The organism is Mesorhizobium sp. 01N446 (genome assembly GCF_056399285.1).
Window position 1 is genome coordinate 404,793 of the sequence record NZ_JBFTRA010000003.1, and the last position, 16,265, is coordinate 421,057.

A 16,265-nucleotide genomic window follows, 5' to 3' on the forward strand; every position below is an offset into this window, starting at 1 on the left:
GGATATGCAGCGAATGGGCATGGTGCTGGGGTTGAAGCCGGAAAAGGTCGAGGAGTATGTCCGCCTGCATGCCGCCGTCTGGCCCGACGTGCTGACCATGATCTCGGCCTGCAACATCAAGAATTATTCGATCTATCTGAAGCGGCCGGAGAACCTGCTGTTTTCCTATTTCGAGTATCACGGCACCGACTATGCGGCCGACATGGCCAAGATGGCCGCCGACCCGAAGACGCAGGAATGGTGGGCGGTCTGCATACCTTGTCAGGAGCCGCTCACGACCCGCAAGGAGGGCGAATGGTGGGCCAGCATGGACGAGGTCTTCCACTATGACTGAGGGCGGTTTCGACCCCGCCTCACTCGTCCAGTCCTGGCCAAAACCTTCAAAACCCCGTCCGATCGTCACTTTCGGTGCCGGGTCGATCGTCGGCGACGCGCATTTTCCCGCCTACCGCAAAGCCGGCTTTCCGATTGCCGGTCTTTATGATCCGGACCAGGCCAAGGCGACGGTCCTCGCCGACAAATGGGGCGTGACGGCGTTCCGCTCCATCGAAGAAGCCACGGCCGTCAAGGATGCGATCTTCGACCTGGCAACGCCTCCGGGACGGCACGCCGAGATCCTGAAATCTCTGCCGGACGGTGCGGTCGCATTGATCCAGAAGCCGATGGGCAACTATCTCGGCGAGGCAACCGAAATCCTCGAAATCTGCCGCGCCAAGGAACTCAAGGCAGCAGTCAATTTCCAGTTGCGCTTCGCGCCGATGATGCTGGGGCTCAAGGATGCCATCGCCAAGGGCTGGCTCGGCGAGGTCGTCGATTTCGACGCCTGGCTGGCGCTGTCGACGCCGTGGGAATTGTGGGAGTTCCTGCTCAAGGCGCCGCGCGTCGAGATCGCCATGCACTCGATCCACTATCTCGACCTCATCAGGCAATTGCTCGGCGATCCCAAGGGCGTCCACGCCAAGACGCTCGGCCATCCCAATCACAAGGTGGCGCAGACGCGCACCAGCGCCATTCTCGACTATGGCGACACCGTGCGCTGCGCGCTGTCGATCAACCACCACCACAAGTTCGGCCGCCGGCACCAGGCCTGCGAGTTCCGCATCTGCGGCACGGAGGGGGCGGCCTATCTCAAGCTCGGCCTCAACCTCGACTATCCCCAGGGCGAACCGGACATTCTGGAAATCCATCCGAAGGGCGGAACGGACTGGATTGCCGTACCGCTCGCCGGCGAGTGGTTCCCCGACGCTTTCGTCGGGCGCATGGCCAATGTACAGCGCTTCGCCACCGGCGAGGACGATGCGCTGGTCAGTTCGGTCGAGGACGCCTGGAACACCATGGCGCTGGTGGAAGCCGCCTATAGATCGAGCGCAGCGCCGGCGACACCGATCGCGGAAAGACCCTGATGGAACAGATCACCTATTTCGAGGACTACGAGATTGGCTCTTCGCGGCTGACCAGCGGCCGCACCATCACCGAGACCGACTTCATCGTCCATGCCGGCCACACCGGCGATTTCTTCCCGCACCACATGGACGCCGAGTACATGAAGACGACGCCGTTCGGCCAGCGCATCGCGCATGGCACACTGGTGTTCTCGGTCGGCATCGGGCTGACAGCGAGCATCATCAACCCCGTCGCCTTCTCCTATGGCTATGACCGGCTGCGCTTCATCAAGCCGGTGTTCATCGGCGACACGATCCGCACGCGCACCACCATCACGGCCAAGGAAGACGATCCCAAGCGGCCGGCTTCGGGACGGGTGATCGAGCGCTGCGAGGTGATCAACCAGCGCGGCGAGGTCGTGCTCGCGGCCGATCACATCTACATCGTCGAACGCAAGCCGGCCTAACGAAGTCCGCGCTAAGCGCCGGTGGCGCGCTTGGTGATGCGCTCCAGTCCGAGCAGCAGGACCAGCGTCGCCGCCACCAGAATCATGGTGAGTGCGGCACCGGCAAAGATGTCGCCGCGATCGGTGAGGCTGAAGATCGACACCGGCAGCGTCACCCAGCCCGGCGGATAGACCATAACCGTGGCGCCAAGTTCGCCCATCGACAGCGCGAAGCTCRGGCCGAAGGCGGCGACCAGATAGGGGGCGAGCAAGGGCAGCGTGACATGCCAGAGCCGGTAGGCCGGCCGCGCGCCGAGGCTCGACGCCACCTGCTCGAAATCGGGCGATAGCCGTGCCAGGCCTGCCGAGACGTTGCCGAAGGTGAAGGCCGAAATCAGCACGAAATGCGCGATCATGACGATCGCGATCGTCCCGTTGAGCAGCAGCGGCGGATGGCTGAAGGCAACCAGCAGGCCAAGGCCGACGGACACGGACGGGACGGCACTGGGAATGAAGAAAAGCAGGCCTAGCAGGCGCTTCAAGGCAGGTCCTTGCAGGCGAAGGGACAGGGCCGCCCATGCGCCGCTGACCAGCGCCAGCGCGCTGGCCAGGAAGCCGGTGATGAGGCTCGCCTTGACCGAATTCCACGCCGTCCCCCTGATGACATCGGCGTAGTGCTCCGTCGTCAGGCCGTTCGGCAGCACGCCGTTCCACTGGTCGGCGAGGCTGGACAACAGGATGACCGCCAACGGCGCCAGGAACAAGACGCCGAAGATCAGCGCGAACATTACCCACAGCACGATGCGACCAGGGCGCGACCAGACCAGCATGGCTAGACTCCCAGCCGGCCGGCGGCGAAGCGATAGAGGCCGAACAGGCCAAGCGACAGCGCGATGTTGACCACGGCGATGATGCAGGCGACCTGGTAGGCCGATTCCTGTATCGACTTGCCGTAGATCAGCAGCGGCAGCGTGATGACGCCCTTGGCGCCGATGAACAGCACGATGCCGAATTCATTGACGGTCAACAGCAGGCAGAGGCTGCCACCGGCGACGAGTGCGGGAATTGCCGCCGGCAGGATGACCTGGCGCACGATGCGGAAAGGCCGTGCGCCGAGCACGCTTGCCGCTTCGATCTGGCCACGGTCGACGAGCGAGAAGGCAGCAAGAAGCGGCCTCAGGATGAAGGGCGTGTAGACGGTGACTTCAGCCAGCACCACGCCCCATGTCGAATAGAGGAAATCGACGGGCGGCAGCGGCAGCGAGAAGGCCTCCATCAGCCCGGTGTTGAGCATGCCGGCGGAGCCGTAGAGGAAGGTGAAGGCTAGCGTCACCAGGAAGGTCGGCAGCGCGATGAAGGTGTCGATCAGCCGGGCGATGAAACCGCTGCCGGGGAACGGCACGAAGGCGAGGATCAGCGCCAACACGAGGCCGACGATCAGACACCCGGCCGTTGCCGCCACCGAGATCGTCACCGTGTTGATCAGCGCGTTGAGGAAGAAGCGCGAATGCAGCACGCGAAAAATCTCGGCGGCATTGGCGACGCCACTATCATCAAGGAAGGCCTGCCGGGCGATCAGCGCCAGGGGATAGAAGAACAGCAGCGCCAACAGGGCCGCAGGGGGCACGATCCAGAACTTGCCGGGTTCGCGCCTGACCGCCGGCGCGCGAAGGGCGACGGCCTCAGACACCGGAATCTTCCGGAAGCAGCGAGGTGTCGGCCGGCGCGAAGAACAGCGGAACCCTGGCGCCGGGTTCGGGCAAGGCGATCGGCAATTTCGTCGCCGAGACGCGCACCGGCGTGCCGTCGACATCGAGCACGAGGTGGGTGAGTTCGCCCTGCCAGTGCACTTCCTGCAACGTGCCGACGATGCGGTTGGTGTGCTCGTTGTCGGCGGTCAGGCTCAGGTGCTGCGGCCTGATACAAAGCAGGCTTTTGTCGCCTTCCTTCTCCTCGCGGCCGGCACCGGTGAGCACCGCGTAGCCATGCCTTGCCGTGGCAAAGCCTTTCGACCCGGCAGGCTCGGCGACCGTCACCGGCAGAAGATTGGCGCGGCCGAGGAATTCGGCGGTGAAGCGGTTCGGCGGGCGGCGGTAGAGTTCCGTCGTCGGCCCGTGCGAACAGACCCTGCCGTCACGCATGATGGCGATCTTGTCGGCGAGCGTCAGCGCCTCTGTCTGGTCGTGGGTGACGTAGAGGATCGTCAGGCCCGGCAGGCTGCGGTGCAGGCGGGCGATTTCCTCGACCATGTTGCGGCGGATCTGCGCGTCGAGCGCCGACAGCGGCTCGTCGAGCAGCAGCACGCGCGGCCGCACGGCAAGCGCGCGGGCAATCGCGACGCGCTGCTGCTGGCCGCCCGAAAGCTCTCTGGGATAACGCCGGGCAAAAGTCGCCATGCCGACGGTGCCGAGCGCATCCTTGACCCGCTCGGCGATCAGCGCCTTGTCGGCGCCCTGCGCACGCAGGCCGAAAGCGACGTTGTCTTCGACCCGCATGTGCGGAAACAGCGCGTAGTTCTGCACCACCATGCCGAGGCCACGCTCGTAAGGCGGCAGATCGGTGACGTCGGTGGCGCCGATGCGGATGCGGCCGCTTGCCGGCCGCACGAAGCCGGCAACAGCCCGCAAGGCGGTGGTCTTGCCGGAGCCGGAGGGGCCAATCATCGCCAGGATTTCACCCGGCGCGATGTCCAGGGTCAGCGGATGCAGGACGACATGCGCGCCATAGGCGACGCTGACCTTGTCGAAGTGGACATTGGAGCCGGCGCCGCGAATTTTCGCGGCGTCGATGTCCATGACACTGGTACCAGTAAAGGCGACGGCCGACATGGCTTGGTCCTCCGGATTTCTGCCCTCGGGTGTCAGCTTCCGGTCGCCTCGTTCCACTTCTTGACGTAGTCGGGAAGCTTGGTCAGCGCTTCGTCCCAATTCGGCGACCAGATGGTCAGGCCCTTCATCGCCTCATGCAGCTTGGCGAAGTTGGCGTCGGACGGCGTCACGTCCTTGCGGGCGGGCACGCCGATGGCAATCGAACTGACCGTCGACTGCGCTTCCTTGGACAACAGGAAATCGATCAGTTTCTTGCCGTTGTCGGCGTTGGGCGCGCCGGTGACCAGGCCGATTTCATAGGGCAGCGCGAAGGTGGAGCGCACGCCGTCAGGACCCGCCGGCCAGAACACCTTGATGTTGGGATTGCCGGCCATCTGCGACATGTTCATCTGCAGATCGCCGTTGGCGACGTGCAATTCGCCCTTGTTGACCAACGCGGTCAGCTTGCCGGTCGAGGCGGATGGGCCGACATTGTTGTCCTGCAGCTTCTTCATGAACTCGAAGCCGGCATCCTCGCCGCCGAAGGCATGGATGATCTGCAACATGACGGCAGTGCCGTCGCCAGCCTGGCCGGGCGTCGAATACTGGATCTTGCCCTTGAATTTGGGATCGAGCAGGTCGTTGTAGCTCTTCGGCGCTTCCGACAGCACGGCGCTGTTGTAGATGAAGTTCATGTAGTTGTTGACGACAGGCCGGTATTTGTCGGTGCCGCCGTCGATCTGGTCGGCGCCTTGCGGCTTGTAGTCCTGCAGCAGGCCGTCGGCGGCGGCGCGCTGGACGAAGGGCGGCAAGGTCACCAGCACGTCGGCCTGCGGGTTCGACTTTTCCTTGGCGACACGCTCGACGACACCGCCGGAGCCGGCCTCGATATACTGCACGGTGATGCCGGTGGCCTTGGTGAAGGCGGCAAATTCGGTCTCGTACCAGCTGCCATTGCCGTCATGCAGGCCGTCGGCGGAATAGATGGTGACGACGCCGTCGGCGAAAGCCGGTGCGACGAGAGCCGACGACGCCAGGAGCGACGCAGCGAAGGCCATGGCGATGGTGAGATTGCGCGATTTCATGGATCAGTTCCCCTGTGATTGTTGGCACATTCTGCGATGCACTAGGACCAACCGGCTTCGGTCTCTGGCGGACGTTGAGCCGACTGGATGTCGTCGTTGTGCCAACTCTGGGGACTGATGATCGATAAGTAAAATCTATTTATTTTATGACAGGCAAATTTCTTCTGATGTTTGTCATGGAACTGTCGCATAGATGTTGCGGGCGCGGCCGTTCCCTTGCGAAAGGCGTCTATCCAATTGAAAAATAGAGACTATCAGGTGAAGGAAACGCCCGAGGTCTGCGCCCGCAAACGCGCATCATGCGAGCGAATGGTCACGGGCCGACCGTCAAGAATCTCGAAGCAACGCGCGAGCGTGTCTTCCTCGAGCCGGCGCATTGCCTCATGCGTAAAGAAGGTGAGATGCGGAAACAGAATGACATCGTCACGGCCAAACAGCGCGCTCATCGGATGGCCTGATCTGGCCAGCGGTTCGACCGAATAGACGTCGAGCCCGGCGCCGCCGATCCGGCCTGCCACGATCGCCTCGACAACGGCCGCCTCGTCAATCAGCGCGCCGCGCGAGACATTGATAATGATCGCGGTGGGCTTCAGGYACGCGAGCTCGGCCTTGCCGATCAGGCCGCGAGTCTTGTCGTTGAGCACGCAATGGAGGGAAACGAAATCACAGGCGCGCAACATGGACCGGAGGTCGTCAACCTTCTCGATGCCGGCGGCATGCATGGTCGCGGCATCGACACCAGGATCGAAGCCGAGCACACGTGCGTGAAACCCCTGGCCGGCCATGCGCGCCATGCTGCGGCCGATCTTGCCGCAGCCGACGAGCCCAAGCGTGGCGCCTGATATGTCGTGCCCCAGCCAGCGCTGCGCGGGCCAGACCCAGCCGTCCCGGGCCACCGCCGCGGTGATCGCCGGCAGCCTCCTGGCGAGTGCGATCATCAGGGCGAAGGCGCCTTCGGCGACGGTTTCCTCCGCATATTCGGGCACATTGACGACGGGAATGCCGCGCCGCATCGCGGCCGGAATATCGATGGCATCGATGCCGACGCCGTATTTGACGATGCCCTTCAATTTCGGCGCCGCGTCGATGACCCGTGCCGTGATCGGCGTGTAGCACATGAGAAGCAGATCGGCGTCGGCAACGGCGTGCATCAGGTCCGCTTCGGCAATGCCATCGGGCAGCGTCACCAGTTCGACGCCCCTAGTCCGCAAGCCGGCATCGATGCCGGGGCATTCAAGCTCCTGGTCGGTACGAACGGCCTTCATCATCAGGCCGCGAGCACCGCAACCTCGACAATGTCGAGGGCGCGGTCGAGATCGGTCTTCGAAATGACCAGCGGCGGCGACAGCGTCAGCACATTGCCATGGCTGACCTTGAAGCTCAGGCCCTGCTCCAGGCACGCGTAAAAGACGCGCTCGGCAAGGTCCCGCGCGGGCTGGCGTGAAGCGCGATCCTCGACGAGTTCGACGCCGACCATCAGCCCCCTGCCCCTGACGTCGCCGACATGGGACGAGCGGTTCATCAGGTCCTGCATGCGTCCGAGCATGTGCCGGCCGAGTTCGGCCGCGCGCTCGACCAGCCCTTCCTCCAGGATGATGTCGATCGTCGTCAGGGCGGCGCGCGCCGTCACCGGGTTCTTTTCGTGGGTGTAGTGACCGATGGCGAAGCCGCCTGTCACGTCGAGGTCGCGGCGGGCAATGACGGCGGCGATCGGCAGGATGCCACCGCCCAGCGATTTGCCGAGGACGACGATGTCGGGTGTCACGCCATCATGTTCGTGGGCGAAGAATTTGCCGGTCTTGCCAAGGCCGGTCGGAATCTCGTCGAAGATCAGCAGCGTGCCATGCCGGTCGCATGCTTCACGCACCCGCTTCCAGAAGCCAGGCGGCGGCGGATTGGGCGTCGCCCGCATCGGTTCGGCGACAACCGCCGCCACATCCTGCTCGCGGCCGAGCACATAGGCGATCATGTTGGCACAGGCGAGCCCGGACGCTTCCAGGGAACTGTGGCCGTAGGGGCAGCGATAGCCGTCCCAGGGCGCGACATGCTCGGTGCCCGTCATCATCGGGCCAGCAATATGCGAGCGGAAGGTCGCTTCGCCGCCGACGCTTGCGGCACCAAATCCGGCGCCGTGAAACGCATCCCAGAACGACACCGTCTTGAAGCGGCCGGTCGCGGCACGCGCGATCTTCAGCGCCACTTCAATGGCATCCGAGCCGCCTGTAGTGAACAGCACCTTGCCGAGATCGCCGGGCGCCAGTGCCGTCAGTTTCTCCGCCAGTTCCACAGCGGGTTCGCAAGTGAAACGGCGTGGCGCAAAACAGAGGTCGTCGAGCTGCTTCTTGATCGCCGCCACCAATCTGGGATGGCCATAGCCGAGGTGATGCACGCTGTTGCCGTGGAAATCCATGAAGCGGCGACCGGCGGTGTCCTCGATCCAAATGCCTTCAGCCTTGGCAATCGTCGAAAGGCAAGGGCTGGACAGGCTCTGGTGCATGAAGGCGGCCGCGTCGCGGTCGAGCAGGCCGCGAATGCGCGGATCGTCCTGGCCGGCGTCCCACCGGCCGCGGGCCGCCGTCGTGTTGGAATCGCCCTCGGTATGCACAAGTTCTTTGATCGCGGCCATCACCGTCTCCGAAACGCGAATGAGGGAGCGTCGGCCGCTCCCTCGTAATCCTGCCAGTCATTGCTGCCCGATCACGACCAGGGCAGCGAGAAGGTCTTCACATTGGTGTAGCTCTTCATCGCCTCGATGACGCCTTCCTTGTAGCCATTGCCCGAATCCTTGATGCCGCCGAAGGGCGACATCTCGATGCGGTAGCCCGGCACTTCCCAGATGTTGACCGTGCCGACCTGGAGGCCGGCGATGTATTTCTGCATGCGGGGAAAGGAGTTGGTGCAGACGCCCGACGACAGGCCGAAGGCGGTCGAGTTGGACAGTGCGATCAGCGCGTCGTCGTCATCCGGCGCACGCACGATCGGGATGATCGGCCCGAAGGTCTCTTCCATCACCAGTTCGGATGTGTGCGGCACGCGATCGACGACGATCGGCGGCAGAAGGGCGCCCTTACGGCCCGGATTGTAGAGGATTTCGGCGCCTTGCTCGCCGGCCATGTGAACACGGGCCTCGAACAGGGCCGCCGCCTTCTCGTGCACGACGGTGCCGAGGTCGGTAGAGCGATCCATCGGGTCGCCGAAGCGGATCTTTTTCGCTCGTTCCAACACCAGCGGGACGAAGCGGTCTGCGACACTTTCCTGAACGAGGATGCGCTTGACCGCGGTGCAGCGCTGGCCGGAGTTTTTCGTCGCTCCGGCCACTGCCAGGTCCGCCGCCTTTGCCAGATCCTCGTCCGACAAATCGTTGAGGATGATCAGCGGATCGTTGCCGCCGAGTTCCAGCACCTGACGCGTATAGCCGGCGGTGCGGGCGATCATCTTGCCAACCGGCACGCCGCCGGTGAAGGTGATCAGGTCGATGTTCTCGTTGGTGATCATCTCGTTGCCGATATCGGCCGGCCAGCCGGTCACCACCGACAGCATTTCGGGCGGCAGGCCGGCTTCGTAGAGAATGTCGGCCAGAAGCAGCGCCGTCATCGGCGTCAGTTCGGTCGGCTTGACCACCACACAATTGTTGGTGGCGATCGCCGGCGCCACCTTGTGCGAGACCATGTTGAGCGGGTGGTTGAACGGCGTGATCGCCGAGATCGCCTTCAGCGGCTCGCGGGTGGTGAAGATCTTGCGCGCCTTGCCGTGCGGGGTGAGATCGCAGGAGAATATCTGGCCGTCATCCTGAATGCACATCTGCGCCGACAGCGTGAACACGTCATAGGCGCGGCCGACCTCATAGAGTGAATCCGCCTTGGAGATGCCGAGCTCGAGCGTGATGAGGTCGGAGATCTCTTCCCGGCGCGACGCCAATGCCTCGGCGGTGCGAAACAGGATCTGCTGGCGCTCATAGCGCGTCAATTTCGATTTGTAGCCGGCGGTGATCTCGAAGGCGTGTCGCGCATGCTCGGCGCGGCCTGCCGGCACGGTGCCGATAACGGTGTCGTTCCAGGGATAACGCACCTCGACGACGCCATCGGCATCGATCTTCTTGCCGGCGATACGCATCGGCTCGTGGCGAACTTTGATGGCAGGGTCAAGCTTGGTCATGGTCTCTGCTCCAGCAGACTCTGGGATACGTCGCGGCGGAGGATCGCCCCCCACTCCGGCCCTTCGGGCCACCTCTCCCCAGATCGACGGGGGAGAGGAAATCAGGCGAGGTCGGCGCTCCAATGTTGACGGGCTAAGCCCCGGCTGGATCTGGCGCCTTTCCTCTCCCCCGTCGATCGGGGGAGAGGTGCCGAGCGAAGCTCGGCGGAGTGGGGGTCGACAATCACGCTCGACATCACGCCAGCGCCGCCGCCATCGTGGCGTAGTAGAAGGCGTCGAAATTGCGCAGTGTCGGCTCGTTCGGCAGATCGGGCAGCACGCGGTTGACGATGAACGGCACCTCCTGCTCGGTGAGCCCGCCATGCGAGCGCAGTGGCTCGTTGAGGGCGGCCAGATCATGGCGATGCTCCGAGGTGCCGATCGTCTTGTTTTCGGTCGAGATCAGCACGATGTCGCCGATACGGTCGGCAGGAAGCTCGAAACGCTCGCAAGCCGTCGGGCTGTCGACGACCAGCATGATGCCGTCGACCTTCGCCAGCCGCGCCATGATGCCAGCCTGGTCGGCACCATCAGGCAGATAGGCGGTGGCGAAAGAGCCGAGCGCGCCGTGATGCACGACATAGGGGTCGGTGATCGGCAGGATGACGCGCGCGGCGTCCTTGCCCAGCCACTCGTCGAGCAGGTCCTGGACATAGACGACGTCGGGCGAACCATCCGCCTTGTGCTTGGGCTTCATGCCATGGTCGGCGGTAACGACGATGGCCGCGCCCAGCGCGTCGAGTTCGGTCAGATACTTGTCGAACATTTCGTAGAAAGCGTTGGCCTGTGGCACGCCCGGCGCATATTTGTGCTGCACATAGTCGGTGGTCGTCAGATACATGATGTCGGGGCGGAACTCCTTGAGCAGTTGCACGCCGGCCGCGAAGACGAATTCCGACAGCTCCGCCGAATAGACCTCCGGCACCGGCAGCCCAAAGTGCTTCGACGCATTGTCGATGCCATGCTCGGCCCTGGTTGTGGTGTCGGATTTTTCCGCCGAGAAGCACAGCGCACGGCCTTCGTCGAAGGCAAGACCCTTGCCAAGCAGCGCCCGCAGCTTGTCCTTGGCGGTGACCACGGCCACCTTGGCGCCGGCATCGTAGAAGGCCTGGAAAATGGTCGGCGCGCGCAGGAAACGCGGGTCGTTCATCATCACTTCCTTGCCGGTCTCGCGCTCGTAGAGGTAGTTGCCGCAAATGCCGTGCACCGACGGCGGACGACCAGTGGCGATCGACAGATTGTTGGGATTGGTGAAGCTTGGAATGACCGAGTGCGCAAAACGCACCGTGCCCTTCTGCTTGATCCTGGCCAAAGCCGGCATCAGCCCGGCATGAATAGCCTCGTCGAGATAGGCCGGCTCGCAGCCGTCAAGGCAGATGGCGATGGCCGGCACGCGCGGCCAGGCGTAGGTGCGGCCGTTGACGGCGACGTTGATGGGAGACATCTGGTTCATCGGAATTCCTTCGAAATGGTGCCGCTTCAGGCGGCGAGTTTGGCGCGTTCGGCGATTGCCGCGGCTGGCGGAGCGGCGGTATCGACGCCCATCTCTTGCAGCGAGGAAGCCGCCGCCTCGACGACGCGGCGCATGACATGTTCGTCCATCTGGCCGATGCAGCCGACGCGGAAGGAATCCACGACCGTCAGCTTGCCGGGATAGATGATGAAACCCTTGTCCTTCATCAGCTCGTAGAAGCGGTCGAAGGCGAAATTGGCATGGGCCGGGTTGAAGAAGGTGACGATGATCGGCGACAGCCAGCGATCCCTAAGCAGCGTTTCAAAGCCGAGGTCGCGCATGCCGGCTACCATGACGTCGCGGTTCCTGGTGTAGCGGGCGCCACGGCCGGCGACGCCGCCTTCGGCCTCGTGCTGGCGCAGTGCCTCGAGAAAGGCGGCGACGACATGGGTCGGCGGCGTGTAGCGCCACTGGCCGGTCTTGTTCATATGCGCCCACTGGGCATGGACATCGAGCGACAGCGAATGGCTGCGGCCCTTGGCGGCTTCCAGTTCGCTCTTGCGGGCGATGATGAAGCCGAAGCCCGGCACGCCCTCGATGCATTTGTTGGCCGAGGAAACCATTGCCTCGTAGCGGATCTCGTTGACGTCGAGCGCGATGGCGCCGAAGGCACTCATGGAATCGACCAGCAGCTTGCGGCCCTTGGCATGGACGGCTTCGGCAATCTCGGCGACCGGGTTGAGGATGCCGGAGCTGGTCTCGCAATGGATGGCGATCACATGCGTGATGGCCGGGTCGGCCTCGAGAGCGGCCGCCACCTCGTCACCGCGCGGCGGCAGATAATCACCCTTGTCGATCAGCGTATAGGCGCGACCGAGATACTGCATGGTCTGCGCGGCGCGCAGACCATAGGCGCCGTTGGCCAGCACCAGCACCTTGCCGTCCCTGGGCACGAACGAACCCAGCATCGCCTCGACGCAGAAGGAGCCGCTGCCCTGCATCGGCACGCAGTCGAACTCGTCCTTCGCGTCCCCGGTCAGCGCCAGCAGGCGGCGGCGCATGTCTGATGTCATGGCACGGAAATCGCCGTCCCACGATCCCCAGTCGCGCAGCATGGCCTGCTTGACCTGATAGGCCGTGGTGAGCGGACCCGGCGTCAGCAGATAGGGCTCGCCCAGCGCCGGACTGGCCAGCGGCTCCGCGGCAAACTTCGTCTCGGCGCGCATGGTGTCCTCCGACAGATCGCTGCTTTGATGTGGCTTTATTCTTGGCCGGAACGACATATTTGTAAAATCGTTATTTTGTATCGAAGTATCGATTTTTGCGATGGTAGAGTGAACCACCCGGCGCRAATTGCATCCCGGTCATGACACGGTTGTGAAGCCGGATAAGTTCACCTGTTTAGCATAAGTTAAATCGTTCGTTTCCACCTTCAGGAAATCTGGCCTTATGATAACTTGCCTCACCATTCCGGCGTCTCGAAGGTGAAAAAGAATGCGCTACGTTCAGCTGCGGGCCTTTCATCAGGTGGCAATCTCAGGCGGGTTTTCGCGGGCCGCCGAAGCGCTGTTCCTGACCCAGCCGGCTATATCGGACCAGGTGCGCAAGCTGGAGGAAGAGTATGATGTGCTACTGTTCAACCGCAACAAGAAGCAGGTCACGCTCACCCATTCGGGCCAGAAGCTGCTCGAGATAACCCACCGTATGTTCGACACCGAGCAGCAGGCGCTCGAGCTTCTGACCGAGTCGCGCGCGCTGCGCTCCGGCACGCTGCGCATCGTTGCGGATGCCGCGCATCATCTGCTGCATATCCTCGGCAGCTTCCGTGCCCGCTACCCAGGCGTGCAGGTTTCGGTGCGCGCCGGCAACACCGAGACGGTGATCAGCAGCCTGTACAGTTACGACGCCGATATCGGCGTGCTGGGCGAGGTGCCGGCCGGGCGCGACTTCGAGGTGCTGAAACTGAACTCGACGCCGATCATCGCCTTCGCTTCCATCGACCATCCGCTGTCGGGCAAGAAATCGCTGACGCTGAAGCAGCTCGCGCAGGAATCGCTGGTCATGCGGGAACGCGGCTCGAAGACGCGTCAGAAACTCGAAGACCTGGCTGCGGCGTCGAAAGTCGAATTGAGGCCAGTGATCGAAGCCGAAGGCCGCGAGGCCGTGCGAGAAATCGTCGCCTCGGGCGCCGGCATCGGCTTTGTGTCGGCGGCCGAATTCGGCCAGGATTCGCGTCTGGTGCCGATCGCCATCGATGCACCCGAGACGCTGATGGACGAGGCGCTGATCTGCCTGCGCGAACGCAGCGGCGGCAAGCTGGTGCGCGCCTTTCTCGACATGGCACGGTCGATGTCGACGGATTGAGCGTCTCTACGCAGCCGCCCTCACCACGACCGCGTCGGCCTTCACGCGCTCCGACTTCGGATCATAGGGGCTGCGCAAATGCGCCGTCGCGGCATGGCGAAGGCCGGCGAGGTCGATCTCGAAGCGGCCGCCGGTGAGGAACGCGGCATCGACGCCGACTTCATTCCCGATCAGCCCGAGCGCCACCGAGCGTCCCAACGTGTGACCATAGGCTGCCGAGCGGACTTCGCCGACCGGTTTGCCGTCGCGCAGGATCAGTTCGCCGCCCCAAAGCATCGGTTCGGCATCGTCGAGCGTGAGCAGCACGATGCGCTTGGTCGGCGCTGACGACTTTGCCGCGACCAGCGCGTCACGGCCGATGAAGCCGCCCGGCTTGTCCATGGCGACAGCGAAGCCAAGCCCGGCCTGCCAGGGGTTGATATCCGGCGTCAATTCCCGGCCCCAGGCGCGAAAACCCTTTTCGATGCGCAAGGCGTCGAGCGCGTAATAGCCGGCGTCCAGGAGACCGAACTCACGACCCGCCTCGTGCAGCGCCTCGTAAACGCCGACGGCGAATTCGGTCGGCACGATCAGCTCCCAGCCAAGCTCGCCGACATAGGTCATGCGGTTGGCATAGGCGGTGGCGTAGCCGATATCGATCTCGCGAATGGTGCCGAAGGGGAAGCCGGCATTGGAGAGATCCGCCGAGGACAATTTGCCGAGCAGATCGCGCGAGCGCGGCCCCATCACCGCCAGCACCGCATAGGAGGAGGTGACGTCGGTCAGGACGGCATGGGCATCGGCCGGAATGTTCTTGACGATCCAGTCGGCGTCATGCACCGCTTGCGCGGAGCCGGTGACGATGAGGAATTTTTCGGCACCCAGACGCATCACGGTGAGATCGCTTTCATAGCCGCCGCGCGCATTGAGAACGCCCGTATACACCGACGTGCCGACCGGCACATCGACATTGCCGGCGCAGATGCGGTTGAGCACGGCGCAGGCGTCGCGGCCCTGGACGAGGAGCTTGGCGAAGGAGGTCTGGTCGAAGATGGCGACGACTTCGCGCGTCGCCCTCATCTCGCGCCGCAACGGCTCGTGCCAGTTCTGGCGGCCGAAGGCATAGTCGTTCTCGGCTTTCTCTCCTGCGGCCGCAAACCAGTTGGCGCGTTCCCAGCCCATTTTCGAACCGAAACAGGCGCCCTTGGCGGCGAGCCGATCATAGAGCGGCGAGCGGCGGAATGGCCGTGCGGTGTCGAGTTCGCGGTTCGGCCATGGCATGGCGTAGTGCAGGCCGAGCGTCTCCTTGACCCGGTCATGCAGCCAGCGCGGATTGTTGTTGAACACGGCGAAGCGCCTGATGTCGACCGGCCACAAATCCATGGTCGGCGCGCCATTGACGATCCATTCGGCCAGCGCCCTGCCCGCGCCGCCGGCGCTGGCGATGCCCATCGAGTTGAAGCCGGCGCCGACATAGAAATTCTTCAGCTCCGGCGCCTCGCCGAGGATGAAATTGTTGTCAGGCGTGAAGCTCTCGGGGCCGTTGTAGAATTTCTTGACCTCGGCCTCAGCCAATTGCGGCACGCGAACCAGCGCGTTTTCCATCAGTATCTCGAACTGGTCCCAATCGTCGGGCAGCAGTGCGAATTCGAAGTTTTCCGGAATGCCTTTCATGCCCCATGGCTTGGCATGCGGCTCGAAGCCGCCCATGACCAGGCCGCCGACCTCTTCCTTGAAGTAGATGAAACCGTCAGGGTCACGCATCACCGGCAGATCCGGGTGCACACCCTCGATCTTGCCGGTGACGATGTACATATGTTCGGCCGAATGCAGCGGCACCGAGACGCCGCACATCAGTCCGACCTTGCGCGCCCATTGGCCGGCGCAGTTGACGATAATCTCGGCGGCGACGTTGCCGCGGTCTGTCTCGACGCCGCAGGCGACGCCATTTTTCACCGTGATGCCGGTAACCTTCACTCGTTCGAAAATCTTCGCACCGCGGTTGCGCGCGCCCTTTGCCAGCGATTGCGTGAGGTCTGTCGGGTTGGCTTTGCCGTCTCCCGGCAGCCAAACGGCACCGACCAGATCGTTCGTTGCCATCACGGGCCAGAGATCGCCGGCCTCCCTGGGCGAGATGACGTCGATCTCGACGCCTTGAGCGCGCGCCGATGCAGCCGTGCGCTTCAGCACCGTCATGCGGTCGGCCGTGCGCGCCACCGACAGCGAGCCGCAATTCTTCCAGCCGGTGGCGAGCCCGGTCTCGGCCTCCAGCTCGCCATAGAGCTGCGTCGAATATCGGATCAGGCTGGTCATGTTGGCATGGCTGCGCAGCTGCCCGACAAGGCCGGCGGCGTGCCAGGTGGTGCCGCCACTGAGTTGTCCCTGTTCGACCAGCACGACATCGGTCCAGCCGAGCTTGGTCAGATGATAGGCGACAGAGCAGCCGATGATGCCGCCGCCGACAATGACGACGCGTGCCTGGGTGGGAAATTCATGTGCCATGAGTGTTCCGCCATTTGAAGGGACGGCGGACACTAACACAGGAAAACCAAATA

14 protein-coding genes are annotated in these 16,265 nt (G+C 63.7%); 4 read left to right on the forward strand and 10 right to left on the reverse strand.

From position 1 onward, the window contains the following. The first annotated feature begins 4 nt into the window (after positions 1-4). From AC1DPX_RS16190 to AC1DPX_RS16200, 3 genes are read left to right on the forward strand one after another with little or no spacing between them, the layout of a single operon-like run. A complete protein-coding gene (locus tag AC1DPX_RS16190) occupies positions 5-334 on the forward strand; it encodes an L-rhamnose mutarotase (RefSeq protein WP_202355568.1) in 330 nt (109 codons plus the stop codon). After that, a complete protein-coding gene (locus AC1DPX_RS16195) occupies positions 327-1,403 on the forward strand; it encodes a Gfo/Idh/MocA family protein (protein ID WP_477238036.1) in 1,077 nt (358 codons plus the stop codon). The genes AC1DPX_RS16190 and AC1DPX_RS16195 overlap by 8 nt, the downstream gene beginning before the upstream one ends. Further along, positions 1,400-1,849 carry a MaoC/PaaZ C-terminal domain-containing protein gene (locus tag AC1DPX_RS16200; protein WP_477238269.1) on the forward strand — a complete coding sequence of 150 codons (450 nt, stop codon included), beginning with the start codon at positions 1,400-1,402 and terminating at the stop codon, positions 1,847-1,849. The genes AC1DPX_RS16195 and AC1DPX_RS16200 overlap by 4 nt, the downstream gene beginning before the upstream one ends. Positions 1,850-1,860: 11 nt before the next feature. On the opposite strand, the gene AC1DPX_RS16205 is transcribed toward AC1DPX_RS16200, so the two are convergent. The 9 genes from AC1DPX_RS16205 to AC1DPX_RS16245 form a co-directional block, all read right to left on the reverse strand. Then, a complete protein-coding gene (locus AC1DPX_RS16205; protein WP_477238038.1) occupies positions 1,861-2,658 on the reverse strand; it encodes an ABC transporter permease subunit in 798 nt (265 codons plus the stop codon). A 2-nt stretch (positions 2,659-2,660) separates the two neighbouring features. Continuing rightward, complete coding sequence (locus AC1DPX_RS16210) at positions 2,661-3,518, reverse strand: 2-aminoethylphosphonate ABC transporter permease subunit (RefSeq protein ID WP_477238040.1); 858 nt, start codon at positions 3,516-3,518, stop codon at positions 2,661-2,663. Next, positions 3,511-4,656 (reverse strand): ABC transporter ATP-binding protein, encoded by a 1,146-nt coding sequence (locus tag AC1DPX_RS16215; RefSeq protein ID WP_477238042.1) that lies wholly within the window; start codon positions 4,654-4,656, stop codon positions 3,511-3,513. Before AC1DPX_RS16215 ends, AC1DPX_RS16210 begins: the two co-directional genes overlap by 8 nt. Positions 4,657-4,688: 32 nt before the next feature. After that, positions 4,689-5,720 (reverse strand): 2-aminoethylphosphonate ABC transporter substrate-binding protein, encoded by a 1,032-nt coding sequence (locus tag AC1DPX_RS16220; protein WP_477238044.1) that lies wholly within the window; start codon positions 5,718-5,720, stop codon positions 4,689-4,691. 254 nt (positions 5,721-5,974) lie between these two features. Beyond that, on the reverse strand, positions 5,975-6,988 hold the full coding sequence (locus AC1DPX_RS16225) for an NAD(P)-dependent oxidoreductase (RefSeq protein ID WP_477238046.1): 1,014 nt from the start codon (positions 6,986-6,988) through the stop codon (positions 5,975-5,977). Further along, entirely contained in the window at positions 6,988-8,346 is a 1,359-nt protein-coding gene (pbfA, locus tag AC1DPX_RS16230; RefSeq protein ID WP_477238048.1) for a (R)-1-hydroxy-2-aminoethylphosphonate ammonia-lyase, read from the reverse strand. Before pbfA ends, AC1DPX_RS16225 begins: the two co-directional genes overlap by 1 nt. Before the next feature lie 71 nt (positions 8,347-8,417). After that, the gene (phnY, locus tag AC1DPX_RS16235) at positions 8,418-9,875 is read right to left on the reverse strand and encodes a phosphonoacetaldehyde dehydrogenase (protein ID WP_477238050.1); all 1,458 of its coding nucleotides are present in this window, start codon (positions 9,873-9,875) and stop codon (positions 8,418-8,420) included. A gap of 235 nt (positions 9,876-10,110) precedes the next feature. After that, positions 10,111-11,367, reverse strand: a complete 1,257-nt coding sequence (gene phnA / locus AC1DPX_RS16240; RefSeq protein WP_202355576.1) for a phosphonoacetate hydrolase — start codon at positions 11,365-11,367, stop codon at positions 10,111-10,113. A gap of 26 nt (positions 11,368-11,393) precedes the next feature. Continuing rightward, on the reverse strand, positions 11,394-12,593 hold the full coding sequence (locus AC1DPX_RS16245) for a 2-aminoethylphosphonate--pyruvate transaminase (RefSeq protein ID WP_477238052.1): 1,200 nt from the start codon (positions 12,591-12,593) through the stop codon (positions 11,394-11,396). Between the two features lie 268 nt (positions 12,594-12,861). Here AC1DPX_RS16245 and AC1DPX_RS16250 point away from each other — a divergent pair, with 268 nt between their 5' ends. Next, positions 12,862-13,731 (forward strand): LysR substrate-binding domain-containing protein, encoded by an 870-nt coding sequence (locus AC1DPX_RS16250; RefSeq protein WP_202355578.1) that lies wholly within the window; start codon positions 12,862-12,864, stop codon positions 13,729-13,731. A gap of 6 nt (positions 13,732-13,737) precedes the next feature. Here the strand turns inward: AC1DPX_RS16250 and AC1DPX_RS16255 are convergent, their stop codons facing one another. Beyond that, positions 13,738-16,212 carry a GcvT family protein gene (locus AC1DPX_RS16255; protein WP_477238054.1) on the reverse strand — a complete coding sequence of 825 codons (2,475 nt, stop codon included), beginning with the start codon at positions 16,210-16,212 and terminating at the stop codon, positions 13,738-13,740. Positions 16,213-16,265 lie beyond the last annotated feature (53 nt).

What these genes read in the sequence shown, in the direction of transcription:
- AC1DPX_RS16190 (WP_202355568.1), top strand. Translation starts at nt 5, where the DNA reads ATGCAGCGAATGGGCATGGTGCTGGGGTTGAAGCCGGAAAAGGTCGAG.
- AC1DPX_RS16220 (WP_477238044.1), bottom strand. Translation starts at nt 5,720, where the DNA reads ATGAAATCGCGCAATCTCACCATCGCCATGGCCTTCGCTGCGTCGCTC.
- AC1DPX_RS16215 (WP_477238042.1), bottom strand. Translation starts at nt 4,656, where the DNA reads ATGTCGGCCGTCGCCTTTACTGGTACCAGTGTCATGGACATCGACGCC.
- AC1DPX_RS16250 (WP_202355578.1), top strand. Translation starts at nt 12,862, where the DNA reads ATGCGCTACGTTCAGCTGCGGGCCTTTCATCAGGTGGCAATCTCAGGC.
- AC1DPX_RS16245 (WP_477238052.1), bottom strand. Translation starts at nt 12,593, where the DNA reads ATGCGCGCCGAGACGAAGTTTGCCGCGGAGCCGCTGGCCAGTCCGGCG.
- phnY (WP_477238050.1), bottom strand. Translation starts at nt 9,875, where the DNA reads ATGACCAAGCTTGACCCTGCCATCAAAGTTCGCCACGAGCCGATGCGT.
- pbfA (WP_477238048.1), bottom strand. Translation starts at nt 8,346, where the DNA reads ATGGCCGCGATCAAAGAACTTGTGCATACCGAGGGCGATTCCAACACG.
- AC1DPX_RS16195 (WP_477238036.1), top strand. Translation starts at nt 327, where the DNA reads ATGACTGAGGGCGGTTTCGACCCCGCCTCACTCGTCCAGTCCTGGCCA.
- AC1DPX_RS16255 (WP_477238054.1), bottom strand. Translation starts at nt 16,212, where the DNA reads ATGGCACATGAATTTCCCACCCAGGCACGCGTCGTCATTGTCGGCGGC.
- phnA (WP_202355576.1), bottom strand. Translation starts at nt 11,367, where the DNA reads ATGAACCAGATGTCTCCCATCAACGTCGCCGTCAACGGCCGCACCTAC.